The following is a 21688-nucleotide window of genomic DNA, read 5'->3' as shown; positions in this document are numbered from 1 at the left end:
CCAACGTAAGCAAAAAAATACGATGAATCTGAGTACTAAACAAAAACAGCACCTGAAAGGTCTGGCACATCCGCTCAAGCCAGTAGTTATGCTTGGCAATAATGGTTTGACCGAAGGGGTACTGGCCGAGATCGAACAAGCGTTAGGGCACCATGAGCTCATCAAGGTGAAGATCGCCTCAGAAGATCGCGAAACTAAAGCCTTGATCGTGGAAGCCATCGTGCGTGAAACCGGCGCCTGTAATGTACAGGTCATCGGTAAAACGCTGGTTCTGTACCGCCCAACGCCAGAGCGTAAGATCTCGCTGCCACGCTAAGAATATCCTGAATCTCGACACAACTTTGTGTAAAACGAGGGATTTCTGCGGCCAGGCGAGCAAAATGCCATGCTCCTGACGTTGATAAAAGGCCGCTATGCGGCCTTTTTCCTTTCTTTACAATCTATAAACATCGTAGCGGGAAATACGCCTTACAGGTATTCAACCTTAGTAATTTCGTATTCCACTTCACCACCCGGGGTACGGATAGTCACGACATCATCCTGCTCTTTGCCGATCAGACCACGCGCGATCGGTGAGTTCACGGAGATCAGATTCTGCTTAAAATCCGCTTCATCATCGCCCACGATGCGGTAGGTCTGTTCCTCGTCGGTATCGAGGTTCAGCACGCTGACGGTTGAACCAAAAATCACCCGGCCATTGTTCGGCATTTTGGTGATATCAATCACCTGGGCATTGGACAGCTTCGCTTCGATATCTTTGATTCGCCCTTCGCAGAAGCCCTGCTGCTCACGCGCGGCATGATACTCAGCATTCTCTTTCAGATCGCCGTGCTCACGAGCGTCAGCAATAGCGGCAATGATTTCAGGACGACGCACAGACTTCAGATAATCCAGTTCTTCGCGCAGTTTCTCAGCGCCACGTAAGGTCATCGGAATCGCTTGCATTAGTTATACCTCTTTATCATTCCTTCAGGGAACGGATAGTCCCGCCCCGCCACCTGTCCTGCCCACAGGCAGGACACGAGCAAAAAGAAACCGACCCGGGAAACACTCCCCAGGTCAGCAGCAATTTTTCATTTGATAGGTATTTTACCCCGAAGTTCATTATGGGTCATCGTTTACTTTACTGGGCGTTGCACCGTAGTATGACGGCCTGGCTTCAGGTTGTTAGCGCGAGATTATGCGATTTCCCAGATTTATCATCGGATTGACTGCCGGTATAGCGCTTAGCGCTCAGGCGGCGAATATTGACGAGTACATCAACCAGCTTCCCGCCGGTGCGAACCTTGCCTTTATGGCGCAAAAGGTCGGCGCATCGACGCCGGAAATCGACTATCACAGCCAGCAAATGGCGCTCCCGGCCAGTACGCAAAAGGTTATCACCGCGCTGGCGGCTCTGCTGCAGCTGGGGCCCGATTTCCGCTTTACCACCACGCTGGAAACCAAAGGCTCCCTTGACGGCGGCGTGCTGAAAGGCGACCTGATTGCCCGCTTCGGCGGCGATCCGACGCTCAAACGGCAGGATATTCGCAATATGGTGGCGACGCTGAAAAAAGCCGGCGTGCAGCGTATCGAAGGCAATGTGCTTATCGATACCTCGGTCTTCGCCAGCCATGACAAAGCGCCGGGCTGGCCGTGGAACGACCTGACGCAGTGCTTCAGCGCTCCGCCGGCGGCGGCGATTGTCGACCGTAACTGCTTCTCTGTCTCGCTGTATAGCGCGCAGAAACCGGGCGATCTCGCCTTCATTCGCGTTGCGTCCTATTATCCGGTCACCATGTTCAGCCAGGTGCGAACGCTGGCGCGCGGCTCAGCAGAAGCGCAGTACTGCGAACTCGACGTGGTGCCGGGCGATCTCAACCGCTATACCCTCACCGGCTGCCTGCCGCAGCGTAGCGAACCACTGCCGCTGGCCTTCGCCATTCAGGATGGCGCCAGCTACGCCGGGGCGATCCTCAAAGCTGAACTGACCCAGGCAGGGATCACCTATAGCGGCACGCTGCTGCGCCAGACGCTGGCCAATGACCCCGGAACGGTATTAGCCACCACCCAGTCGGCTCCTCTGCACGATCTGCTGAGGATCATGCTGAAGAAATCAGACAACATGATTGCGGATACGGTCTTTCGCACCATCGGCCACGCCCGTTTCGGCGTACCAGGCACCTGGCGGGCAGGATCCGATGCCGTACGCCAGATCCTGCGGCAACAGGCTGGGGTCGATCTCGGCAACACGATCATCGCCGACGGCTCTGGCTTGTCGCGCCACAACCTGATCGCCCCGGCGACCATGATGCAGGTGCTGCAGTATATCGCCCAGCACGATACCGAGCTCAACTTCATCTCCATGCTGCCGCTGGCGGGCCACGACGGGTCGCTGCAATACCGCGCCGGTCTCCACCAGGCGGGCGTGGATGGTAAAGTCTCAGCGAAAACAGGTTCGTTGCAGGGGGTTTATAACCTTGCTGGCTTTATCACTACCGCCAGCGGACAAAAGGTGGCCTTCGTGCAGTATCTCTCCGGCTACGCCGTGGAACCCGCCGACCAGCGTAATCGCCGCATCCCGCTGGTCCGCTTTGAAAGCCGCCTGTATAAAGATCTGTACCAGAGCAACTAAAACAAAAGGGCCGCATGAGAGATGCGGCCCTTTTTGATCCAGAGAAGTCAGGATTAACGTTTGTAGATGAATTCGACGCCTTCTTCGTCGTCTTCGTCCCAGTCGTCATCCCAGTCTTCGTCATCTTCCACTTCGACTTCGGCTTCTTCAAGCTGCTGACGGTGATAGTCGTCCCACATGAACTCGACTTTCTCCGGCTTCTGCTCTTCTTCCGCGTGCACGATCGGGTTTTCGATGATAAAGGTCATCACGTCCCAGCACAGATCTTTCACGCCCTGCTGGCTGGCAGCAGAGATCAGGTAGAATTTCTCTTCCCAACCCAGCGCTTCGGCAATCGCCTTCGCTTTGGCTTCGGCTTCCGCTTTGTCCATCAGGTCAATCTTGTTAAAGACTAACCAACGTGGCTTAGAGGCCAGCTTCTCGCTGTATTTCTCCAGCTCGCCAATGATAATGCGCGCATTCTCAACCGGATCGGAACCGTCGATTGGCTCGATGTCGATGAGATGCAGCAGCACACGGCAGCGCTCAAGGTGCTTGAGGAAGCGGATACCAAGGCCTGCGCCTTCCGCTGCCCCTTCAATCAGCCCCGGGATATCAGCAACCACGAAGCTCTTCTCGTTATCCATACGCACCACGCCCAGGCTCGGCACCAGGGTGGTAAACGGATAGTCAGCCACTTTCGGCTTGGCAGCGGAGACCGCGCGGATAAAGGTGGATTTACCGGCATTCGGCATCCCCAGCATCCCGACGTCGGCCAACAGCATCAGCTCAAGCTGCAGGTCGCGCTTATCGCCCGGCGTACCCATGGTCTTCTGACGCGGGGTACGGTTAACGGATGATTTGAAACGGGTGTTGCCCAGACCGTGCCAGCCGCCTTTCGCCACCATCAGACGCTGACCGTGTTTGGTCATATCGCCCATGGTCTCGCCGGTCCCCTGATCGATAACCCGCGTCCCTACCGGCACTTTCACCGTCACGTCTTTACCGCGTTTACCGGTACAGTCGCGGCTCTGACCGTTCTGCCCGCGTTCGGCGCGGAACGATTTTTCAAAACGGTAGTCGATCAGGGTGTTCAGGTTCTCGTCCGCTTCCAGCCAGACATCGCCGCCGTCACCGCCATCGCCGCCGTCCGGGCCGCCACGTGGAATATATTTTTCGCGGCGGAAGCTTACGCAACCATTGCCGCCGTCACCTGCTACGACCAGGATCGTTGCTTCATCTACAAACTTCATTTTACTCTCCGTAAATCATTCGCCTGAGCGGGGCAGCGGTACAACCGCCTCTCGCTTACGCCAACGCCCCCAAAGACGATGGCCGATGGCGGAATACATCGCGCCCGCAACCACGACAAACGCACCGAGATAACCAATCAGGTTTAACATCGGTCTGGCGAAAAAATCGGGCCAGGCCATTGATAATAAATCAGAAAACAGTAGCGTAAACAGTGGCGTCAAGGTGATTAACGCGCTGACCTGCGCCGCCTGCCAGCGCGCCATGGCTTCCGCCAGCGCCCCGTAGCCGACCAGAGTATTCAGCCCGCAAAAAATCAGGCATGCCAATTGCCAGTCGCTTAACTGGGATATCACCCCGGGCTTAGCGAGCGGCAGTAATGCAATCGTACATAAAGTGTACAGCAAAAATAGTATCTGCTGTGATGCCAGACGGCGCAATAACACCTTTTGCGCGACGCCATAGCTTACCCACACCGTTGCAGCAGCAACGCCGAAAATTACCCCCCATGTGTAATCCGTCAGGCGGGTAAAGATTTCAATCAGGCTGGTATTGAAGAACATCACCAACCCGCTGAGCAACATCAACGCGCCCACCACCTGGGTGCCGCGCATGCGCTCTTTCAGTATCACGACGCTTGCCACCATCATGCCCACCGGCGATAGCTGGCCGATGACCTGAGAAGCTGTGGGGCTGAGATATTGCAGGGAAGAACTGAACAGAATGAAGTTACCGAACAGGCCACCGGTGGCAATGGCTAATAAGACCAGCCAGCGCGGCTTACGAAAAATTCGCAGCGGCGGCAGTTTGCCTTTGATCGCGAGGATCGCGCCAAGCCCAATACTTGCCATCAGAAAGCGATAAAACACCACCGTAGGCGGCGCCATCACCTCGAGAACCTGCTTCATTGCAATCGGCAGCGCTCCCCAGCACATCGCGGTGGTAAGCGCCAGAATAATGCCAATCCCAGCCTGCTGCTTCATGCCTGTTTCCCTGCAAAATTTTCCAGTAGACGAATGTAAAAAGCCCCGCAACGTGTTGCGGGGCTTTCATCCGTTACCGGGACGCGAAAAACTTATTCAGCAACGATGCTGATGAATTTACGGTTTTTCGGGCCTTTAACTTCGAACTTGACTTTACCGTCAGTCAAAGCGAACAGAGTGTGGTCACGGCCGCAACCAACGTTGGTGCCAGCGTGGAATTTGGTACCACGTTGACGAACGATGATGCTACCTGCCAGAACTGCTTCACCGCCGAAACGTTTTACGCCCAGACGTTTAGCTTCTGAATCGCGACCGTTACGAGTCGAGCCGCCAGCCTTTTTATGTGCCATTTAAATCTACTCCTCAGGTCTTAGGCGCTGATGCCAGTGATTTTCACATCAGTGAACCACTGACGATGGCCCTGCTGCTTACGATAGTGTTTACGACGACGAAACTTAACGATTTTAACTTTCTCGCCACGACCGTGAGCAACAACTTCAGCTTTGATTACGCCGCCCTCAACGAAAGGAACGCCGATCTTGATTTCTTCACCGTTTGCGATCATCAGCACTTCAGCGAATTCAACAGCTTCGCCAGTTGCGATGTCCAGCTTTTCCAGGCGAACGGTCTGACCTTCGCTTACTCGGTGTTGTTTACCACCACTTTGGAAAACCGCGTACATATAAAACTCCGCTTCCGCGCACCTCTTTATGTGATTCAGAGTGCGCTATAAATATTCACAATAGGGCGCGAATATTACGCAAAACGCGAGCCTTTGACAAGAGCGATTAGCGATCAATGCAGAAAAAAAACACAACTTTCACGACAACGTTTATCTACGGCAATTTTTCAGTACAATCATATCTTCTTTTAATTCTGTCTTAATCCTTCTGTGATCCCACCTGGATTCATGGTAACAGGACATTTGGCCCGGCTTTTGCGATGAATTTAGAAAAAATCAATGAGTTAACCGCGCAAGATATGGCGGGTGTCAATGCGACGATTCTTGAGCAACTCAACTCCGATGTTCAGCTTATCAATCAGTTAGGCTATTACATCGTCAGCGGCGGCGGCAAACGCATTCGCCCGATGATTGCTGTGCTTGCCGCGCGCGCGGTGGGCTATCAAGGGAGCGCGCATGTCACTATTGCTGCGCTGATTGAATTTATTCATACCGCCACGCTACTGCATGACGACGTCGTCGATGAGTCTGACATGCGTCGCGGCAAAGCCACGGCCAATGCGGCGTTCGGCAATGCCGCCAGCGTGCTGGTTGGCGATTTCATCTATACCCGCGCCTTCCAGATGATGACCCAGCTAGGCTCACTGAAGATCCTCGAGGTCATGTCGGAGGCGGTGAACGTCATTGCCGAAGGCGAAGTGCTGCAGTTGATGAACGTCAACGATCCGGATATCACGGAAGAGAACTATATGCGCGTCATCTACAGCAAGACGGCGCGCCTGTTTGAGGCGGCCTCGCAGTGTGCGGGAATGCTGGCCGACTGCTCCGCGGAAGAAGAGCGCGCGTTGCAGGATTATGGTCGCTATCTCGGCACCGCTTTCCAGCTGATCGACGATTTACTCGACTACAGCTCCGACGGAGAGCGACTCGGTAAAAACGTCGGTGATGACCTGAACGAAGGCAAACCGACGCTACCGTTGTTGCATGCTATGCATCACGGTACCCCCGATCAGGCGGCGATGATCCGCGGGGCGATCGAGCAAGGCAATGGTCGCCATCTGCTGGATGCTGTTCTGGAAACGATGGCCACCTGTGGCTCGCTGGAATGGACGCAGAAACGTGCTGAAGAAGAAGCCGACAAAGCGATTGCTGCCCTGCAGATCCTCCCGGACACCCCGTGGCGCGAAGCCTTGATTGGGCTGGCACATATCGCGGTCCAGCGCGATCATTAATCCCCTCTCCTTTCCCGCGCGATGCGCGGGAAAGTTCCAGTAAAAGTCCATTTTCCACCCTAACTTCCAGCTATCTTGATACATTCTGAATATTCCGGCGCTTTAACAGAACTTGTTAGAACCTTACATAGTACGCGGGTATAGTGTCCTTATCGCCCATGTGGGACGATCTGGATCTTTATCACCAGGAGAATTTATGGATAAGTTCATCGACTGGCATCCCGCAGATATTGTTGCCGGATTACGTAAACGTGGAACATCGCTGGCGGCAGAGTCGCGACGGCATGGCCTGAGTTCTTCAACGCTGGCGAACGCCCTGACTCGCCCCTGGCCGAAAGGCGAGTTGATTATCGCCTCGGCGCTGGAAACGCAGCCGTGGGTCATCTGGCCGTCACGCTACCACGACCCGGTGACTCATGAGTTTATCGACAGAACGCAGATGATGCGTCAAAAGAAGACAGACAAGTGATGTGATTGACTGGCAGTGACCCCCATGGGGTCACTGCCATGATGCTATTACTCGCCTTTCACGCGCTGAATATTGGCACCCAGCGCCTGCAGTTTATCCTCGATACGCTCATAGCCACGATCGATGTGGTAGATGCGATCGACGATGGTGGTCCCTTCAGCGATGCAGCCTGCCAGTACGAGGCTCGCCGACGCACGCAAATCGGTCGCCATCACTTGTGCGCCTGAAAGCTGCTTCACGCCGTGACAGATAGCGGTATTGCTCTCGATTTCCGCATGCGCACCCATACGGATCAGCTCAGGAATGTGCATGAAGCGGTTTTCAAAGATCGTTTCGGTGATCACACCGGTCCCTTCCGCCACCAGGTTGAGCAGCGTGAACTGGGCCTGCATATCGGTCGGGAAGCCCGGGTGCGGCGCGGTACGCACGTTAACCGCTTTCGGACGGTTGCCGTGCATATCGAGGCTAATCCAGTCTTCGCCCGTTTCGATGTCAGCCCCGGCGTCACGCAGTTTCGCCAGAACGGCATCGAGGGTATCTGGCTGCGCGTTACGGCAGAGGATCTTGCCGCCGGAAATCGCCGCGGCCACCAGGAAGGTACCCGTTTCGATACGGTCCGGCAGTACACGATATACGCCGCCACCCAGGCGCTGCACGCCTTCGATGGTAATGCGATCGGTGCCCTGACCTTTGATTTTCGCGCCCAGCGCGTTAAGGAAGTTGGCGGTATCGACAATTTCCGGCTCGCGCGCGGCGTTTTCGATAACGGTGGTACCTTCAGCCAGCGTCGCCGCGCTCATGATAGTCACGGTCGCGCCTACGCTGACCTTATCCATCACAATGTGCGCGCCTTTCAGTCGCCCGTTGACTGACGCCTTCACATAACCTTCTTCCAGTTTGATTTCGGCGCCCAGCTGTTCCAGACCGGTAATGTGCAGGTCGACCGGACGTGCGCCGATAGCACAGCCGCCTGGCAGAGAAACTTGTCCCTGACCAAAACGCGCGACCAGCGGGCCCAGTGCCCAGATGGAGGCACGCATGGTTTTCACCAGGTCGTATGGAGCACAGAATACATCAACCGGGCCGGCGTCAATCCATACCGAACCATTGCGCTCAACCTTCGCGCCCAGCTGGCTCAGCAGCTTCATGGTGGTATCGATATCTTTCAGCTTGGGTACGTTCTGGATCTCTACCGGCTCTTCGGCAAGCAGCGCGGAAAAGAGGATTGGCAGGGCGGCGTTTTTTGCACCAGAAATGGTGACTTCGCCCTGAAGGCGAGTCGGCCCCTGAACACGGAATTTATCCATTGATTCTGTTCTCTATTAAAAATTCACATACGCTGCAGGGGACCCCCCACAGCTTAGAAGCCATTTAGTTTGCGGTCTCGCGCCCACTCCTGCGGAGTGAAGGCCTTGATCGACAGCGCATGGATACGGTTGTCAGCAATATATTCCATCAGCGGCGCGTAGACGCTCTGCTGCTTTTTAACCCGGCTCATGCCATCGAACATCTCACCCACAGCAATAACCTGAAAGTGGCTGCCATCGCCAGAGACGTGGACTTCCTGGAGGGGGAGTGCGTTCATCAGCACGGTCTGAATTTCATGATTTTCCATGGGCTCAAATTTATCTGATAGTGAAAACAGCCCAACATCTTAGAGGAAAGTGGCGCGGTCTTAAACAAGCAAAAAGCCCCGACGAAAAGATTGCCGGGGCTTTCGGAATAGCTTCAACGCTAAGACACTGAAAAGATTATGGGATCATATCGACAGGCAGGTTGTAAAGACCGATCAGCGTTTGCAGATTTTCGCTCTTCGCGATCAGTTGCGCTTCCCGCCCCTGACGGCGAATCAGTGCCACAAAATGCACTAACAGCGCCAGGCCCGCCGTGTCCACGCGCGTAGTCTGGCTGAGATCGATGATCGTCGCTCCCTCCGTCGCCCTGGCGCGTGCTTCCCAGAGCGGAACCAGCAGATCCTGGTCCAGCTCCCCGTGCAGCGCCAGCGTCTCGCCCTCGCGAGTCCAGCTCAGTTGCCCGGTCATTATTTTTTCTGATCCAGCGTGATCGGCTGAGCGGAGATCGCTTTCAACTGCGCAGTCAGCCCGTCGACGCCTTTGGTACGCAGCAGATCGCTCCACTCATTCTGTTTGGTGGTGATCATGCTGACCCCTTCGGCGATCATATCGTAAGCCTGCCAGTGGCCGGTCTGCGTATTTTTACGCCACTGGAAGTCCAGACGCACTGGCGGACGGCCATTCGGGTCGACGATGGTCACGCGAATAGGCACGATGGTGGCATCCCCCAGCGGCTGCTCTGGAGCAATCTGGTAAGTCTGACCATGGTACATCGCCAGCGCCTGGCCGTAGGCCTGCTTCAGATATTCGCGGAAGGCGGCAAAGTAGGCTTCACGCTGCGCCGGGGTCGCTTCTTTGTAGTAGCGGCCCAGCACCAGCGCGCCGGCATATTTCACCTGCACATACGGCAGCAGCTCCTGGTCGACGATGTCGCGCAGATAGTTAGGGTTGGCTTTAATCTTCGGCTGTTCATTCTTCAGGCGATCGAAGGTTTTCTGCGCCGCTTCATTCATCAGCTTATACGGGTTGGACTGGTCTGCCGCCTGGGCGGCGGTCAGCGGGGCAATCACCAGCATGGCGACCATGAGTAAGCGTTTAAACATATCGTGTTTCTCCTGAAATTAATGCGTCGTGCCGGCTGCCGGCGTCGCGTCAGTATGACCTTCTGCCGCGGCCTTATCATTACCAGAATTCTGATTGTCGCTGCCCTTGCTGTTATAAAGGAACTGACCAATCAGATCTTCCAGCACCATGGCGGACTTGGTGTCCTGGATCGTGCCGCCGTCTTTAAGGATAGCCGTCCCGAGGTCCGGGTCTTCAAAACCGACGTTCAGCGCCAGATACTGCTCGCCCAGCAGACCCGAGGTGCGGATCGCCAGCGAACTGGTATCCGGGATATGGTTGTAGCGCTCATCAATATCGAGCTCCACGCGTGGCAGATAGGTTTTCGGGTCGAGAGTGATGTCCGCTACCCGCCCCACAACCACACCGCCGATGCGTACCGGCGAACGCGCCTTCAGGCCGCCGATGTTATCGAAGGTCGCGTACAGGCGGTAAGTCGGCTCGGTACGTAGCGAGGTAACGTTCGCCGCCTTCAGGCAGACAAACAGCGCCGCCAGCAGCGCCACCAGTAAGAACACCCCTACCCAGATTTCATTTTTTTTCGTTTGCATGAACTCAATTCCCAAACATCAGCGCAGTCAGCACAAAATCCAGCCCCAGAACCGCCAGCGACGCATGCACCACGGTGCGCGTTGTCGCCCGGCTAATCCCGGCGGAAGTGGGGATAGCGTCATAACCGTTAAATAACGCAATCCAGGTTACCGTAATAGCGAATACCAGGCTCTTAATCAGGCAGTTCACCAGATCCATTCGCCAGTCGACGGCATTTTGCATCGCGGTCCAGAAAAAGCCACCATCAATACCCTTCCAGCTCACGCCTACCAGCGCACCGCCCCAGATCCCCACCGCCACGAAGATAATCGTCAACAGCGGCAGCGAAATGACGCCAGCCCAGAAGCGGGGGGAAATCACGCGGCGCAGCGGGTCCACCGCCATCATCTCCATACTGGAGAGCTGTTCCGTGGCCCGCATCAGGCCAATCTCGGCGGTCAGCGCCGATCCGGCGCGGCCGGCAAACAATAGCGCAGCAACCACCGGTCCCAGCTCGCGCAGCAGCGACAGCGCCACCAGCATGCCAAGACTGGTCTCTGCGCTGTAGGTGGTTAAGACCAGATACCCCTGCAGGCCGAGCACCATACCGATAAACAAGCCCGATACAATGATAATCAGCATCGACAGAACGCCAACGTTATAGAGCTGACGAACCAGCAGCGGCGCGTGCTTGCGAAACTCTGGTTTGCCCACAACGGCGTTGAAAAGCATTAATCCGGCGCGTCCAAACGTCGCGGTGGTTTTAATCCCGCGATGCCCTAGCGCGGCCAGCGCATTAAACAGCATGAGTCGCTCAACTCCCTATGCCTAATAAATCATGGTGATAGTCGCCAGCCGGATAACGGAACGGCACCGGGCCGTCGGCAATACCATCAATGAACTGACGAACCCGAGCGTCGGCATTTTCCCGCAGCGACTGGGCGCTACCGTGGGCGATAATCTTTTTATCCGCCACGATATACGCGTAGTCTGCGATGCTAAGCACCTCAGGCACATCGTGCGAAACCACGATGCAAGTGACACCCAACGTGTTGTTGAGTTCAGAAATCAACTTCACCAGCACGCCCATGGTGATGGGATCCTGCCCGACAAACGGTTCGTCGAACATAATCAGATCCGGCTCAAGGGCAATCGCTCTCGCCAGGGCGGCGCGGCGCGCCATCCCGCCGGAAAGCTCGGAGGGCATTAACTTCGCCGCCCCACGCAACCCCACCGCTTCCAGCTTCATCATCACCGTCGTATGCAGCAGCGCAGGCGGCAGCTGCGTATGCTCGCGCAGCGGATAGGCAACGTTATCAAAGACATTGAGATCGGTGAACAGCGCGCCGGACTGGAACAGCATGCTCATCCGCTTACGCACCGTATAAAGACGCGATCGCGTCATCTGTGGTACGTTCTCGCCATCAAACATGATCTCTCCCCTGTCCGGCGGGATCTGGCCGCCGATCAGGCGTAACAGGGTAGTCTTGCCGATCCCCGAAGGTCCCATGATCGCAGTAATTTTACCGCGCGGCACCGACAGCGAGATGTCGTCGAAGATCACACGATCGCCGCGTGAAAAGCGGATACCGCGCACTTCAACTAAATTCGCCTGAGTTTGGCTCATAAAATCATCCTTACTAAACACCTGACGGGCAAGCATGGCCCTTTCTTGCGCCACAATCACAACATTTTTACAGAATCTTACCTGCACAGGTTAGCGAAAGCTGGCATTTGTTTTACTTTTGGCACACATAAAGTCAAAATTAAGAATTCGTTACGCTGCGTAGGGATAACCCAGCGAGGCGACGATTATACCTGAAGAAAGGACTTTAGATGCTCTTAGCGACGGCTCTGTTAATTATTGGTTTACTGCTGGTTGTCTACAGCGCCGATCGTCTGGTCTATGCCGCTTCCATCCTGTGTCGTATGTTGGGGATCCCGCCGCTGATCATCGGTATGACGGTGGTGAGTATCGGCACCAGCCTGCCCGAGATCATGGTTTCCACCACGGCCTCGCTGCATGGGCAGATCGATCTGGCGGTCGGCACCGCGCTCGGCTCCAACATTACCAATATTCTTCTGATCCTCGGTCTCGCCGCCTTACTCAGGCCATTTACCGTGCATTCTGATATTCTGCGCCGCGAATTACCGCTAATGTTGCTGGTCAGTGTGCTGGCCGGGCTGGTGCTCTACGATGGACAGTTGTCCCGTCTCGACGGGCTGTTTTTACTGGCGCTGGCGTTTCTGTGGCTGCTGTTTACCATCAAAATTGCCCGTCTGGCGGAGCGCCAGGGCAGCGATAGTCTGACCCGCGAACAGTTGGCGGAGCTGCCGCGAGAAGGATCGCTGCCGGTCGCTCTGCTCTGGTTAGGGGTGGCGATGATTGTCATGCCGATGGCTACCCGTATGGTGGTGGATAACACCACGGTATTGGCAAACTTTTTTGCCATTAGCGAGCTGACCGTCGGTCTGACGGTGGTAGCGATAGGCACCAGCCTGCCAGAGCTGGCCACCGCTATCGCCGGGGCGCGGAAAGGGGAAGATGACATTGCTATCGGCAATATCATCGGCGCCAATATCCTCAATATTGCGCTGGTGCTGGGTTTACCGGCGCTGATCGCGCCGGGGAGCTTTGCGAGCGAAGCCTTTACTCGCGATTATGGCGTGATGCTGCTGGTCAGCCTGATCTTCGCGGTGCTGTGCTGGCGCCGCCAGCAGCAGCCGGGACGACTGGTTGGCGCACTGCTGGTCGGCGGCTTTGTGGTTTGGTTGGCGATGCTGTTCTGGACAGCGCCGCTCTTCGTTGAATGACTCGGGATAACATCATGTCGCAAATAGATTTGCCCACGGATTTTGACTTTCAACAGGCAGGCCGTCAGGTGCTGGAAATTGAACGTGAAGGTCTGGCCCAGCTCGATCAATATATAAATGAAGACTTTACCCATGCTTGCGAAACGATTTTCCGCTGCGGCGGGAAAGTCGTGGTGATGGGGATGGGCAAGTCGGGCCACATCGGCCGCAAAATAGCAGCGACCTTCGCCAGTACCGGCACCTCGGCTTTTTTTGTCCACCCCGGCGAAGCGGCGCACGGCGATTTAGGAATGGTCACTCCACAGGATGTGGTGATTGCGCTATCGAACTCCGGCGAATCGAATGAAATCCTGGCGCTGATCCCGGTCCTGAAACGCCAGCAGGTGAAGCTTATTTGCATGACCAGCCGGCCAGACAGCAGCATGGCGCGCGCGGCGGATATCCATCTGTGCGTGAAAGTGCCCAAAGAGGCCTGCCCGTTAGGACTGGCGCCCACCTCCAGCACCACCGCGGCGCTGGTGATGGGTGATGCCCTCGCCGTCGCCCTGCTGGAAGCCCGCGGCTTTACTGCTGAAGATTTCGCCCTGTCCCATCCGGGCGGCGCACTTGGTCGTAAGCTGTTGCTGCGCGTCAATGATATTATGCATACCGGTGATGAAATCCCGCACGTCGGCCTGCAGGCCACCCTGCGCGATGCGCTGCTGGAAATTACGCGTAAAAATTTAGGCATGACTGCCATCTGTGATGACCAGATGAATATTATCGGGATCTTCACCGATGGTGACCTGCGCCGGGTCTTTGATACCGGCGTCGATATGCGCAATGCCAGTATTGCCGACGTCATGACCCGGGGAGGGATCCGTATCCGTCCCGGCACCCTGGCGGTAGATGCCCTAAACCTGATGCAATCCCGTCATATCACCTGCGTGCTGGTTGCCGATGGCGACCATCTGCTGGGTGTGGTACATATGCACGATCTCCTGCGCGCGGGCGTAGTGTAAGTAAGGAAAAAATAATGAATAATGCTGATGCTCAGTTAGCGACATGCTACGGGCCGGTAAGCCAGGCGTTTCTCGATCGCGCGGCTAAGATCCGTCTACTGATCCTCGATGTCGACGGTGTATTATCCGACGGACTTATCTATATGGGTAATCACGGCGAGGAGCTGAAAGCGTTCAACGTCCGCGATGGCTATGGTATCCGCTGCGCGCTGACCTCCGGCATCGAAGTGGCGATTATTACCGGGCGAAAAGCTAAACTGGTAGAAGACCGCTGCCAGACGCTGGGCATTACGCATCTGTATCAAGGTCAGTCGGACAAGCTGTTGGCGTTTCGTGATTTATTAAGCAAACTGGCGGTTCGCCCGGATGAAGTGGCCTATATCGGTGATGATCTGATCGACTGGCCGGTGATGGCGGAAGTGGGTTTAAGCGTCGCCGTCGCCGATGCGCATCCGCTGCTGCTGCCGCGGGCGAATTATGTCACGCGAATTAACGGCGGACGCGGCGCAGTACGCGAAGTCTGCGATTTGTTACTATTGGCGCAGGGCAAGCTTGATGAGGCCAAAGGGCAATCAATATGAGTAAAACCAGACGTTGGGTTATCATTTTACTGTCGCTGCTCGCGCTGATCCTCATCGGCCTGAATCTGGCGAATACGGACGACACGGCCCAGCCGGAGGTCAATCCCAACGACCCGACGTATAAAAGCGAACATACCGACACCGTCGTGTACAGCCCGGAAGGCGCCCTGAGCTATCGGCTGATTGCCGAGCACGTGGAATACTTTTCCGATCAGGAGGTTTCCTGGTTTACCAAGCCGGTGATGACCACCTTTGATACCAATAAGGTGCCAACCTGGTCAATCAGGGCAGATAAAGCGAAGCTGACGAATGACCGTATGCTCTATCTTTACGGGCACGTTGAGGTGAATGCACTCGCGCCTGACTCTCAACTGCGCAAAATTACGACGGATAACGCCCAGATAAATCTGGTTACACAGGACGTTACCTCCGATGACATGGTGACGTTATACGGCACCACATTTAATTCCAGCGGCCTGAAAATGCGTGGAAACCTTCGCAGCAAAAATGCCGAGCTGATTGAAAAGGTGAGAACCTCTTATGAAATTCAGAACAAACAAACTCAGCCTTAAGATTGCGCTCGCCGGCGCTTTACTGGCCGCCAGCCTGCCGGCATTGGCCAAGACGGGCGATACCGATCAGCCGATCCATATCGAGTCCGATCAGCAGTCGCTGGATATGCAGGGCAACGTCGTCACCTTCACCGGTAACGTGGTCGTCACCCAGGGGACGATCAAAATTAACGCTGATAAAGTGGTGGTCACCCGTCCGGGCAATGAGAAAGGCAAAGAGGTGATCGAAGGCTTCGGTAACCCGGCCACCTTCTTCCAAATGCAGGATAACGGCAAACCGGTAAAAGGCCGGGCGTCGAAAATGCGCTACGAGCTGCAGAATGATTACGTCGTGCTGACCGGCAACGCTTACCTTGAGCAGCTCGACAGCAATATCAAGGGCGATAAGATCACCTATCTGGTGAAAGAGCAAAAAATGCAGGCCTTCAGCGACAAAGGTCGACGCGTCACCACCGTTCTGGTGCCGTCCGAGCTGCAGGATAAAAGCGGCAACCAGCAAAAGAAGAGTAACTAATTCGTTATGGCAACCTTAACTGCGAAGAATCTCGCCAAAGCTTATAAAGGCCGCCGCGTGGTGGAAGATGTCAGTCTCACCGTTAACTCCGGAGAGATTGTCGGCTTGCTCGGCCCTAACGGCGCCGGTAAAACCACCACCTTCTACATGGTGGTCGGCATTGTGCCGCGCGATGCGGGCAATATTATTATCGATGACGAAGACATCAGCCTGCTGCCGCTGCACGCGCGCGCGCGCCGGGGCATCGGCTATCTGCCGCAGGAAGCCTCTATTTTTCGTCGTCTGAGCGTCTATGACAACCTGATGGCGGTCCTGCAGATCCGTGACGATTTAACCAGCGAACAGCGTGAAGATCGCGCCAAAGAGCTGATGGAAGAGTTTCATATTGAGCACCTGCGCGACAGCCTCGGTCAGGCGCTCTCCGGTGGTGAACGCCGCCGTGTCGAAATCGCTCGCGCGCTGGCGGCGAACCCAAAATTTATCCTTCTGGATGAACCGTTTGCCGGTGTTGACCCGATCTCCGTTATCGATATCAAACGCATTATTGAGCACCTGCGCGACAGCGGCCTCGGCGTACTGATCACCGACCATAACGTCAGAGAGACCCTCGCCGTCTGCGAACGCGCGTATATTGTCAGTCAGGGACACCTTATTGCTCATGGCACACCGCAGCAGATCCTCGAAGATGAGCAGGTTAAGCGCGTGTATCTTGGGGAAGACTTCAGACTCTGATAGGGTAGAGGTTACAGACGTTTTAGCCGGAGATATTTACCCTGAACATGAAGCAAGGTTTGCAATTAAGGCTTAGCCAACAGCTTGCCATGACGCCGCAGCTGCAGCAGGCGATTCGTTTGCTGCAGTTGTCCACGTTAGAACTCCAGCAAGAGCTCCAGCAAGCGCTGGAAAGTAACCCATTGCTTGAGCAAACCGATCTTCACGAAGAGGTAGAAGCGAAAGAAGTGGAGGACCGCGAGTCCCTCGATACCGTCGATGCGCTTGAGCAAAAAGAGATGCCGGACGAGCTCCCTCTCGATGCCAGCTGGGATGAAATCTATACCGCCGGTACGCCTTCAGGCAACGGCGTGGACTATCAGGACGACGAGCTGCCCGTCTATCAAGGTGAGACCACCCAGACGCTTCAGGATTACCTGATGTGGCAGGTCGAGCTGACGCCCTTCACCGATACCGACCGCGCCATTGCCACCTCTATCGTCGACGCCGTCGACGATACGGGCTATCTCACCATTCAGATTGAAGACATCGTTGAGAGCATCGGCGATGACGAGATCGGCCTGGAAGAGGTGGAAGCCGTCCTGAAGCGCATCCAGCGCTTTGATCCGGTTGGCGTCGCGGCGAAAGATCTGCGCGACTGTCTGCTGATCCAGCTGTCGCAATTCGCCAAAGAGACGCCGTGGCTGGAAGAGGCCCGGTTGATTATCAGCGATCATCTCGATCTGCTGGCTAATCATGATTTCCGTACCCTGATGCGAGTCACGCGCCTGAAAGAAGAGGTGCTGAAAGAGGCGGTGAATCTGATCCAGTCACTGGATCCCCGCCCAGGGCAGTCCATTCATACCAGTGAACCAGAATATGTCATTCCGGACGTACTGGTCCGCAAGGTCAGCGGCCGCTGGACCGTGGAGCTCAACGCCGACAGCATTCCCCGGCTGAAAATTAATCAGCAGTATGCGGCGATGGGTAACAGCACCCGTAATGACGCCGACGGCCAGTTCATTCGCAGCAATCTGCAGGAAGCCCGCTGGCTGATTAAAAGTCTGGAAAGCCGCAACGATACGCTACTGCGCGTCAGCCGCTGCATCGTTGAACAACAGCAGGCTTTTTTCGAACAGGGTGAAGAGTATATGAAGCCGATGGTGCTGGCCGATATCGCCCAGGCTGTCGAGATGCATGAATCCACCATTTCCCGTGTCACCACGCAAAAATATCTGCACAGTCCGCGCGGTATTTTTGAACTGAAGTATTTCTTCTCCAGCCATGTGAATACCGAAGGCGGCGGCGAAGCCTCGTCGACGGCCATTCGTGCGCTGGTGAAGAAGTTAATCGCCGCGGAAAACCCCGCGAAGCCGTTGAGCGACAGTAAGCTCACCTCCATGCTGTCCGAGCAGGGTATCATGGTCGCGCGCCGCACTGTCGCGAAGTACAGAGAGTCTTTATCCATTCCGCCGTCAAACCAGCGTAAACAACTGGTCTGACACAACCGATAAGGAAGACACTATGCAGCTCAACATTACAGGACACAACGTCGAGATCACCCCCGCGATGCGCGACTTCGTCACGGCGAAGTTCAGCAAACTGGAGCAATTTTTCGACCGGATCAATCAGGTCTATATTGTGTTAAAAGTAGAGAAAGTGACGCAAATTGCGGACGCGAATCTGCATGTCAACGGTGGCGAAATCCATGCCAGTGCGGAAGGGCAGGATATGTATGCAGCTGTCGATGGTCTTATCGACAAGCTGGCAAGGCAGTTAACGAAGCACAAAGATAAACTAAAACAACACTAATTGTCCGGGCCCCTCTGCGTCCGTCGTGGTTTAACATCGGCGGCGGGCGTGGGGGCGCTCAGGTGAAATTATGATGAACAACGATTCGGCTCTACAACTGAGCAACGTCCTGAACCAGGAATGTACCCGTAGCCAGGTTCACTGCCAGAGCAAGAAGCGTGCTCTGGAAATCATTAGCGAACTGGCCGCCAAACAGTTAAGTTTGCCGCCGCAGGTGGTGTTCGAAGCGATCCTCACCCGCGAAAAAATGGGCAGTACCGGGATTGGCAATGGTATCGCCATTCCTCACGGTAAACTGGAAGAGGATACGCTGCGTGCTGTCGGCGTTTTTGTCCAGCTGGAAACCCCCATCGCCTTCGACGCGATCGACAATCAGCCTGTCGACCTGCTATTCGCGCTGCTGGTGCCAGCCGACCAGACAAAGACTCACCTGCATACGCTCTCCCTGGTGGCCAAACGGCTGGCGGACAAAGCGATTTGCCGTCGCCTGCGCGCGGCGCAGAGCGATGAAGAGTTGTATGAGATCATCACCGAAGCAGGAAGCAGCGATGACGCATAATGGCAGTCGCACCTTATCCTTTATCGTACTGAGGAGAAACGGTACATGGTACTGATGATCGTCAGCGGCCGCTCGGGCTCGGGGAAATCCGTCGCTCTGCGAGCGCTGGAAGATATGGGCTTTTACTGCGTGGATAACCTGCCGGTCGTGCTGCTGCCCGATCTGGCGCGGTCGCTGGCTGACCGCAATATCTCCGCGGCCGTCAGCATCGACGTGCGTAACATGCCAGAATCACCGGAAATCTTTGAACAGGCGATGCAGAACCTGCCGGAATGCTTTTCTCCGCAACTGCTGTTCCTTGATGCCGACCGTAATACCCTGATCCGCCGTTACAGCGATACGCGTCGCTTACACCCGCTCTCCAGCAAGAATCTGTCGCTCGAAAGCGCTATCGACGAAGAGAGCGATCTACTGGAGCCGCTGCGCTCCCGTGCGGATCTGATCGTCGATACGTCCGAAATGTCGGTGCATGAACTGGCCGAGATGCTGCGTACTCGCCTGTTAGGTAAACGCGAGCGCGAACTGACGATGGTCTTCGAATCCTTCGGCTTCAAACACGGTATTCCGATCGATGCCGATTACGTCTTTGACGTGCGCTTTCTGCCAAACCCGCACTGGGATCCGAAGCTGCGTCCAATGACCGGTCTGGATAAACCGGTGGCCGCCTTCCTTGACCGGCACACCGAAGTGCACAACTTTATTTACCAGACCCGGAGCTATCTTGAGCTATGGTTACCGATGCTGGAGACCAACAACCGCAGCTATCTGACGGTGGCCATTGGCTGCACCGGCGGTAAACATCGTTCGGTTTATATTGCTGAACAACTGGCTGACTACTTCCGCTCGCGCGGCAAGAACGTACAGTCTCGTCATCGGACGCTGGAAAAACGTAAATCATGACCGTAAAGCAGACCGTTGAAATCACCAATAAGCTGGGCATGCACGCCCGCCCGGCGATGAAGCTGTTTGAGCTGATGCAGAATTTCGATGCCGAAGTACTGCTGCGCAACGATGAAGGCACGGAGGCGGAAGCAAACAGCGTGATTGCCCTGCTGATGCTGGACTCGGCGAAAGGGCGGCAGATAGAGGTGGAAGCCAGCGGTCCGCAGGAAGTTGAGGCGCTCGCCGCGGTGATAGCCCTGTTTAATGCCGGATTTGATGAAGACTAAGCGTTACGCTTCCCGGCGACGGCCGACTGGCGACAGTGCCAGCCCCGGCGCCGGATTAACGCGCTAATACAGCTTATGCTCGCGCATAAACCCTTCCCCGCCCAGCTGTCGCATCTGGCGTAAGATCCAAGCCTGGCGGCTGCGCACATAGCCCGAAGGCGCGTCAGCGCGATAGCGGATCGGATTTGGCAGTACCGCGGCCAGCAGAGCCGCTTCCCCCGGCGTCAGCTGGCTGGCAGGCTTATGAAAATAGCGCTGCGCGGCCGCTTCCACACCAAATATCCCATCGCCAAACTCGGCAATATTCAGGTAGACGGTCAGGATCCGCTTTTTACTCCAGACGGTTTCTATACCGACCGTCAGCCCGGCTTCCAGCCCCTTACGCAACCAGCTGCGGCCATCCCATAAAAACAGGTTTTTCGCCGTCTGCTGCGACAGCGTTGACGCGCCGCGGATGCGGGTATCATGACGCTCATTGTGCGCCAGCGCTTTTTCTATCGCCGATACGTCGAACCCCCAGTGTTCCGGGAACTTCTGATCTTCGGCGGCAATCACCGCCAGCCCCATCCACGGAGAGATCTCATCCATGCCGACCCAATCAGAGTGCGCCAGATAGTGGACATCTCCGGACAGCCAGGCGCTCACCTGCCGTTCGAGCATCACCGCCGAAAACGGCACCGGCAGCACGCTAAACAGCGCGATCCCCCCGCCCCAGAAGACGGCGGCGATCAGCAGCAGACGCAGCGCCAGTCGTTTTAGCAGCGCAAAGGGCGCTACGCGGAGTCTCATGCGCTCAGCGCCAGCACGCGGGCGACCAGCTTTTCGATCCCGGTGGCGGCTTGCGCAATATTCTCTGCCAGCATATACGCCGGGGTGGTGACCACTTTGTTGTCTTCATCCACCACGATGTCGTCGACCGGGCAAGGCACGTGCTCCGCCCCCATCTCTTCGACCACATCGGCAGTATCGAGATCGGTCCCGATGGTTATCCGCAGCGGAAACGCAAAGATCTTCGGCAGCAGCGCCGGGGCAATGCACATGAAACCCAGCGGTTTGCCGGCCTGATGCATCGCCAGCGCCAGGGCCTGCAGATCGCGGTCCACCTGACATTCGCTGCCTTCGGCGGCGAAGCTGCTTAAATTTTTAGCCGCGCCGAAGCCGCCGGGGACGATCAGCGCGTCCAGCGTCTCCGCACGCGCCTGCGTCAGCGGTAAGATGTCGCCGCGGGCAATTCGCGCCGCTTCCACCAGCACGTTGCGTTGCTCCGTCAGCGGTTCACCCGTCAGATGGTTGATGACGTCGCGCTGCGGTTTATCGGGTGCAAAGCACACCGCCTGCGCGCCGTTGCGCGCGATCGCCAGCAGGGTAATCACCGCTTCATGAATTTCACTGCCGTCGTACACGCCGCAGCCGCTCAGTACCACACCAATTTTTTTCATCGCTTTCGCTCCTCCATGCAACTCGCTGAAACCAGTCAAAAATGTCGATTTACTCGCTATGCTTCACATATTTTACTGA

The 21688-nt window shown here is 56.0% G+C and carries 29 protein-coding genes; 15 read left to right on the top strand and 14 right to left on the bottom strand.

Annotation, left to right across the window (positions count from 1 at the left end):
* Positions 1-22 precede the first annotated feature (22 nt).
* Positions 23-316, top strand: a complete 294-nt coding sequence (yhbY, locus tag CWM57_RS16945; protein WP_002918374.1) for a ribosome assembly RNA-binding protein YhbY — start codon at positions 23-25, stop codon at positions 314-316.
* Positions 317-468: 152 nt separating this feature from the next.
* Here the strand turns inward: yhbY and greA are convergent, their stop codons facing one another.
* On the bottom strand, positions 469-945 hold the full coding sequence (greA, locus tag CWM57_RS16940; RefSeq protein ID WP_008806639.1) for a transcription elongation factor GreA: 477 nt from the start codon (positions 943-945) through the stop codon (positions 469-471).
* A 235-nt stretch (positions 946-1180) separates the two neighbouring features.
* Here greA and dacB point away from each other — a divergent pair, with 235 nt between their 5' ends.
* The gene (dacB, locus tag CWM57_RS16935; RefSeq protein WP_100676249.1) at positions 1181-2614 is read left to right on the top strand and encodes a serine-type D-Ala-D-Ala carboxypeptidase; all 1434 of its coding nucleotides are present in this window, start codon (positions 1181-1183) and stop codon (positions 2612-2614) included.
* A 53-nt stretch (positions 2615-2667) separates the two neighbouring features.
* On the opposite strand, the gene cgtA is transcribed toward dacB, so the two are convergent.
* The 4 genes from cgtA to rplU all read right to left on the bottom strand — a co-directional run bounded on the left by cgtA (position 2668) and on the right by rplU (position 5509).
* A complete protein-coding gene (cgtA, locus tag CWM57_RS16930; RefSeq protein WP_100676248.1) occupies positions 2668-3846 on the bottom strand; it encodes an Obg family GTPase CgtA in 1179 nt (392 codons plus the stop codon).
* 15 nt (positions 3847-3861) lie between these two features.
* Entirely contained in the window at positions 3862-4827 is a 966-nt protein-coding gene (locus tag CWM57_RS16925; protein ID WP_061153195.1) for a DMT family transporter, read from the bottom strand.
* A gap of 92 nt (positions 4828-4919) precedes the next feature.
* Complete coding sequence (gene rpmA, locus CWM57_RS16920) at positions 4920-5177, bottom strand: 50S ribosomal protein L27 (protein ID WP_002434222.1); 258 nt, start codon at positions 5175-5177, stop codon at positions 4920-4922.
* A gap of 20 nt (positions 5178-5197) precedes the next feature.
* A complete protein-coding gene (gene rplU, locus CWM57_RS16915; RefSeq protein WP_002918379.1) occupies positions 5198-5509 on the bottom strand; it encodes a 50S ribosomal protein L21 in 312 nt (103 codons plus the stop codon).
* Between the two features lie 260 nt (positions 5510-5769).
* On the opposite strand from rplU, the gene ispB reads away from it, so the two are divergent.
* Together ispB and sfsB are read left to right on the top strand one after the other, a co-directional pair.
* On the top strand, positions 5770-6741 hold the full coding sequence (ispB, locus tag CWM57_RS16910; RefSeq protein WP_008806643.1) for an octaprenyl diphosphate synthase: 972 nt from the start codon (positions 5770-5772) through the stop codon (positions 6739-6741).
* 196 nt (positions 6742-6937) lie between these two features.
* Positions 6938-7210: a DNA-binding transcriptional regulator SfsB gene (gene sfsB, locus CWM57_RS16905; RefSeq protein ID WP_074387491.1), complete on the top strand. Its 273-nt coding sequence runs from the start codon at positions 6938-6940 to the stop codon at positions 7208-7210.
* A 47-nt stretch (positions 7211-7257) separates the two neighbouring features.
* Here the strand turns inward: sfsB and murA are convergent, their stop codons facing one another.
* The 7 genes from murA to mlaF form a co-directional block, all read right to left on the bottom strand.
* The gene (murA, locus tag CWM57_RS16900; RefSeq protein WP_061153193.1) at positions 7258-8517 is read right to left on the bottom strand and encodes a UDP-N-acetylglucosamine 1-carboxyvinyltransferase; all 1260 of its coding nucleotides are present in this window, start codon (positions 8515-8517) and stop codon (positions 7258-7260) included.
* Between the two features lie 53 nt (positions 8518-8570).
* Entirely contained in the window at positions 8571-8825 is a 255-nt protein-coding gene (gene ibaG / locus CWM57_RS16895; RefSeq protein WP_004144910.1) for a BolA family iron metabolism protein IbaG, read from the bottom strand.
* Positions 8826-8961: 136 nt separating this feature from the next.
* Positions 8962-9252, bottom strand: a complete 291-nt coding sequence (mlaB, locus tag CWM57_RS16890; RefSeq protein ID WP_008806646.1) for a lipid asymmetry maintenance protein MlaB — start codon at positions 9250-9252, stop codon at positions 8962-8964.
* Positions 9252-9887, bottom strand: a complete 636-nt coding sequence (gene mlaC / locus CWM57_RS16885; RefSeq protein ID WP_061153192.1) for a phospholipid-binding protein MlaC — start codon at positions 9885-9887, stop codon at positions 9252-9254. Before mlaC ends, mlaB begins: the two co-directional genes overlap by 1 nt.
* Before the next feature lie 18 nt (positions 9888-9905).
* The gene (gene mlaD / locus CWM57_RS16880) at positions 9906-10457 is read right to left on the bottom strand and encodes an outer membrane lipid asymmetry maintenance protein MlaD (protein ID WP_061153191.1); all 552 of its coding nucleotides are present in this window, start codon (positions 10455-10457) and stop codon (positions 9906-9908) included.
* Between the two features lie 4 nt (positions 10458-10461).
* Positions 10462-11244 (bottom strand): lipid asymmetry maintenance ABC transporter permease subunit MlaE, encoded by a 783-nt coding sequence (gene mlaE / locus CWM57_RS16875; protein WP_004150949.1) that lies wholly within the window; start codon positions 11242-11244, stop codon positions 10462-10464.
* A 7-nt stretch (positions 11245-11251) separates the two neighbouring features.
* Positions 11252-12064 (bottom strand): phospholipid ABC transporter ATP-binding protein MlaF, encoded by an 813-nt coding sequence (gene mlaF, locus CWM57_RS16870; protein WP_100676247.1) that lies wholly within the window; start codon positions 12062-12064, stop codon positions 11252-11254.
* Positions 12065-12273: 209 nt separating this feature from the next.
* Here mlaF and CWM57_RS16860 point away from each other — a divergent pair, with 209 nt between their 5' ends.
* From CWM57_RS16860 to npr, 11 genes are all read left to right on the top strand, one after another.
* Complete coding sequence (locus CWM57_RS16860; RefSeq protein WP_074387490.1) at positions 12274-13251, top strand: calcium/sodium antiporter; 978 nt, start codon at positions 12274-12276, stop codon at positions 13249-13251.
* The gene (gene kdsD / locus CWM57_RS16855) at positions 13248-14252 is read left to right on the top strand and encodes an arabinose-5-phosphate isomerase KdsD (protein WP_165784215.1); all 1005 of its coding nucleotides are present in this window, start codon (positions 13248-13250) and stop codon (positions 14250-14252) included. The genes CWM57_RS16860 and kdsD overlap by 4 nt, the downstream gene beginning before the upstream one ends.
* 14 nt (positions 14253-14266) lie before the next feature.
* Entirely contained in the window at positions 14267-14833 is a 567-nt protein-coding gene (gene kdsC, locus CWM57_RS16850) for a 3-deoxy-manno-octulosonate-8-phosphatase KdsC (RefSeq protein WP_061153189.1), read from the top strand.
* Positions 14830-15405, top strand: a complete 576-nt coding sequence (gene lptC, locus CWM57_RS16845) for an LPS export ABC transporter periplasmic protein LptC (protein WP_008806651.1) — start codon at positions 14830-14832, stop codon at positions 15403-15405. Before kdsC ends, lptC begins: the two co-directional genes overlap by 4 nt.
* Positions 15374-15919 carry a lipopolysaccharide ABC transporter substrate-binding protein LptA gene (gene lptA, locus CWM57_RS16840; RefSeq protein WP_061153188.1) on the top strand — a complete coding sequence of 182 codons (546 nt, stop codon included), beginning with the start codon at positions 15374-15376 and terminating at the stop codon, positions 15917-15919. The genes lptC and lptA overlap by 32 nt, the downstream gene beginning before the upstream one ends.
* Positions 15920-15925: 6 nt before the next feature.
* On the top strand, positions 15926-16651 hold the full coding sequence (gene lptB / locus CWM57_RS16835; RefSeq protein WP_002918417.1) for an LPS export ABC transporter ATP-binding protein: 726 nt from the start codon (positions 15926-15928) through the stop codon (positions 16649-16651).
* Between the two features lie 47 nt (positions 16652-16698).
* Positions 16699-18132 (top strand): RNA polymerase factor sigma-54, encoded by a 1434-nt coding sequence (gene rpoN / locus CWM57_RS16830; protein ID WP_061153187.1) that lies wholly within the window; start codon positions 16699-16701, stop codon positions 18130-18132.
* A 22-nt stretch (positions 18133-18154) separates the two neighbouring features.
* The gene (gene hpf, locus CWM57_RS16825) at positions 18155-18442 is read left to right on the top strand and encodes a ribosome hibernation promoting factor (protein ID WP_004206206.1); all 288 of its coding nucleotides are present in this window, start codon (positions 18155-18157) and stop codon (positions 18440-18442) included.
* Positions 18443-18512: 70 nt separating this feature from the next.
* Complete coding sequence (gene ptsN, locus CWM57_RS16820) at positions 18513-19001, top strand: PTS IIA-like nitrogen regulatory protein PtsN (RefSeq protein WP_004144926.1); 489 nt, start codon at positions 18513-18515, stop codon at positions 18999-19001.
* A gap of 45 nt (positions 19002-19046) precedes the next feature.
* Positions 19047-19901, top strand: a complete 855-nt coding sequence (gene rapZ / locus CWM57_RS16815) for an RNase adapter RapZ (RefSeq protein ID WP_002918428.1) — start codon at positions 19047-19049, stop codon at positions 19899-19901.
* Positions 19898-20170, top strand: a complete 273-nt coding sequence (gene npr / locus CWM57_RS16810; RefSeq protein WP_002918431.1) for a PTS phosphocarrier protein NPr — start codon at positions 19898-19900, stop codon at positions 20168-20170. The genes rapZ and npr overlap by 4 nt, the downstream gene beginning before the upstream one ends.
* A 63-nt stretch (positions 20171-20233) precedes the next feature.
* Here the strand turns inward: npr and mtgA are convergent, their stop codons facing one another.
* Together mtgA and elbB are read right to left on the bottom strand one after the other, a co-directional pair.
* Positions 20234-20959: a monofunctional biosynthetic peptidoglycan transglycosylase gene (gene mtgA / locus CWM57_RS16805; RefSeq protein ID WP_008806653.1), complete on the bottom strand. Its 726-nt coding sequence runs from the start codon at positions 20957-20959 to the stop codon at positions 20234-20236.
* Positions 20956-21609: an isoprenoid biosynthesis glyoxalase ElbB gene (elbB, locus tag CWM57_RS16800; protein ID WP_047667025.1), complete on the bottom strand. Its 654-nt coding sequence runs from the start codon at positions 21607-21609 to the stop codon at positions 20956-20958. The genes mtgA and elbB overlap by 4 nt, the downstream gene beginning before the upstream one ends.
* Positions 21610-21688 lie beyond the last annotated feature (79 nt).

It is taken from the genome of Klebsiella sp. G-Nf4 (assembly GCF_002810615.1).
Lineage (GTDB): Bacteria > Pseudomonadota > Gammaproteobacteria > Enterobacterales > Enterobacteriaceae > Klebsiella > Klebsiella variicola.
This window is presented reverse-complemented; position numbering and strand designations above follow the sequence as displayed.

Excerpts from the sequence above, each read along its gene's own strand:
- yhbY (WP_002918374.1), top strand. The coding sequence starts at position 23 with ATGAATCTGAGTACTAAACAAAAACAGCACCTGAAAGGTCTGGCACAT.
- greA (WP_008806639.1), bottom strand. The coding sequence starts at position 945 with ATGCAAGCGATTCCGATGACCTTACGTGGCGCTGAGAAACTGCGCGAA.
- dacB (WP_100676249.1), top strand. The coding sequence starts at position 1,181 with ATGCGATTTCCCAGATTTATCATCGGATTGACTGCCGGTATAGCGCTT.
- cgtA (WP_100676248.1), bottom strand. The coding sequence starts at position 3,846 with ATGAAGTTTGTAGATGAAGCAACGATCCTGGTCGTAGCAGGTGACGGC.
- CWM57_RS16925 (WP_061153195.1), bottom strand. The coding sequence starts at position 4,827 with ATGAAGCAGCAGGCTGGGATTGGCATTATTCTGGCGCTTACCACCGCG.
- rpmA (WP_002434222.1), bottom strand. The coding sequence starts at position 5,177 with ATGGCACATAAAAAGGCTGGCGGCTCGACTCGTAACGGTCGCGATTCA.
- rplU (WP_002918379.1), bottom strand. The coding sequence starts at position 5,509 with ATGTACGCGGTTTTCCAAAGTGGTGGTAAACAACACCGAGTAAGCGAA.
- ispB (WP_008806643.1), top strand. The coding sequence starts at position 5,770 with ATGAATTTAGAAAAAATCAATGAGTTAACCGCGCAAGATATGGCGGGT.
- sfsB (WP_074387491.1), top strand. The coding sequence starts at position 6,938 with ATGGATAAGTTCATCGACTGGCATCCCGCAGATATTGTTGCCGGATTA.
- murA (WP_061153193.1), bottom strand. The coding sequence starts at position 8,517 with ATGGATAAATTCCGTGTTCAGGGGCCGACTCGCCTTCAGGGCGAAGTC.
- ibaG (WP_004144910.1), bottom strand. The coding sequence starts at position 8,825 with ATGGAAAATCATGAAATTCAGACCGTGCTGATGAACGCACTCCCCCTC.
- mlaB (WP_008806646.1), bottom strand. The coding sequence starts at position 9,252 with ATGACCGGGCAACTGAGCTGGACTCGCGAGGGCGAGACGCTGGCGCTG.
- mlaC (WP_061153192.1), bottom strand. The coding sequence starts at position 9,887 with ATGTTTAAACGCTTACTCATGGTCGCCATGCTGGTGATTGCCCCGCTG.
- mlaD (WP_061153191.1), bottom strand. The coding sequence starts at position 10,457 with ATGCAAACGAAAAAAAATGAAATCTGGGTAGGGGTGTTCTTACTGGTG.
- mlaE (WP_004150949.1), bottom strand. The coding sequence starts at position 11,244 with ATGCTGTTTAATGCGCTGGCCGCGCTAGGGCATCGCGGGATTAAAACC.
- mlaF (WP_100676247.1), bottom strand. The coding sequence starts at position 12,064 with ATGAGCCAAACTCAGGCGAATTTAGTTGAAGTGCGCGGTATCCGCTTT.
- CWM57_RS16860 (WP_074387490.1), top strand. The coding sequence starts at position 12,274 with ATGCTCTTAGCGACGGCTCTGTTAATTATTGGTTTACTGCTGGTTGTC.
- kdsD (WP_165784215.1), top strand. The coding sequence starts at position 13,248 with ATGACTCGGGATAACATCATGTCGCAAATAGATTTGCCCACGGATTTT.
- kdsC (WP_061153189.1), top strand. The coding sequence starts at position 14,267 with ATGAATAATGCTGATGCTCAGTTAGCGACATGCTACGGGCCGGTAAGC.
- lptC (WP_008806651.1), top strand. The coding sequence starts at position 14,830 with ATGAGTAAAACCAGACGTTGGGTTATCATTTTACTGTCGCTGCTCGCG.
- lptA (WP_061153188.1), top strand. The coding sequence starts at position 15,374 with ATGAAATTCAGAACAAACAAACTCAGCCTTAAGATTGCGCTCGCCGGC.
- lptB (WP_002918417.1), top strand. The coding sequence starts at position 15,926 with ATGGCAACCTTAACTGCGAAGAATCTCGCCAAAGCTTATAAAGGCCGC.
- rpoN (WP_061153187.1), top strand. The coding sequence starts at position 16,699 with ATGAAGCAAGGTTTGCAATTAAGGCTTAGCCAACAGCTTGCCATGACG.
- hpf (WP_004206206.1), top strand. The coding sequence starts at position 18,155 with ATGCAGCTCAACATTACAGGACACAACGTCGAGATCACCCCCGCGATG.
- ptsN (WP_004144926.1), top strand. The coding sequence starts at position 18,513 with ATGATGAACAACGATTCGGCTCTACAACTGAGCAACGTCCTGAACCAG.
- rapZ (WP_002918428.1), top strand. The coding sequence starts at position 19,047 with ATGGTACTGATGATCGTCAGCGGCCGCTCGGGCTCGGGGAAATCCGTC.
- npr (WP_002918431.1), top strand. The coding sequence starts at position 19,898 with ATGACCGTAAAGCAGACCGTTGAAATCACCAATAAGCTGGGCATGCAC.
- mtgA (WP_008806653.1), bottom strand. The coding sequence starts at position 20,959 with ATGAGACTCCGCGTAGCGCCCTTTGCGCTGCTAAAACGACTGGCGCTG.
- elbB (WP_047667025.1), bottom strand. The coding sequence starts at position 21,609 with ATGAAAAAAATTGGTGTGGTACTGAGCGGCTGCGGCGTGTACGACGGC.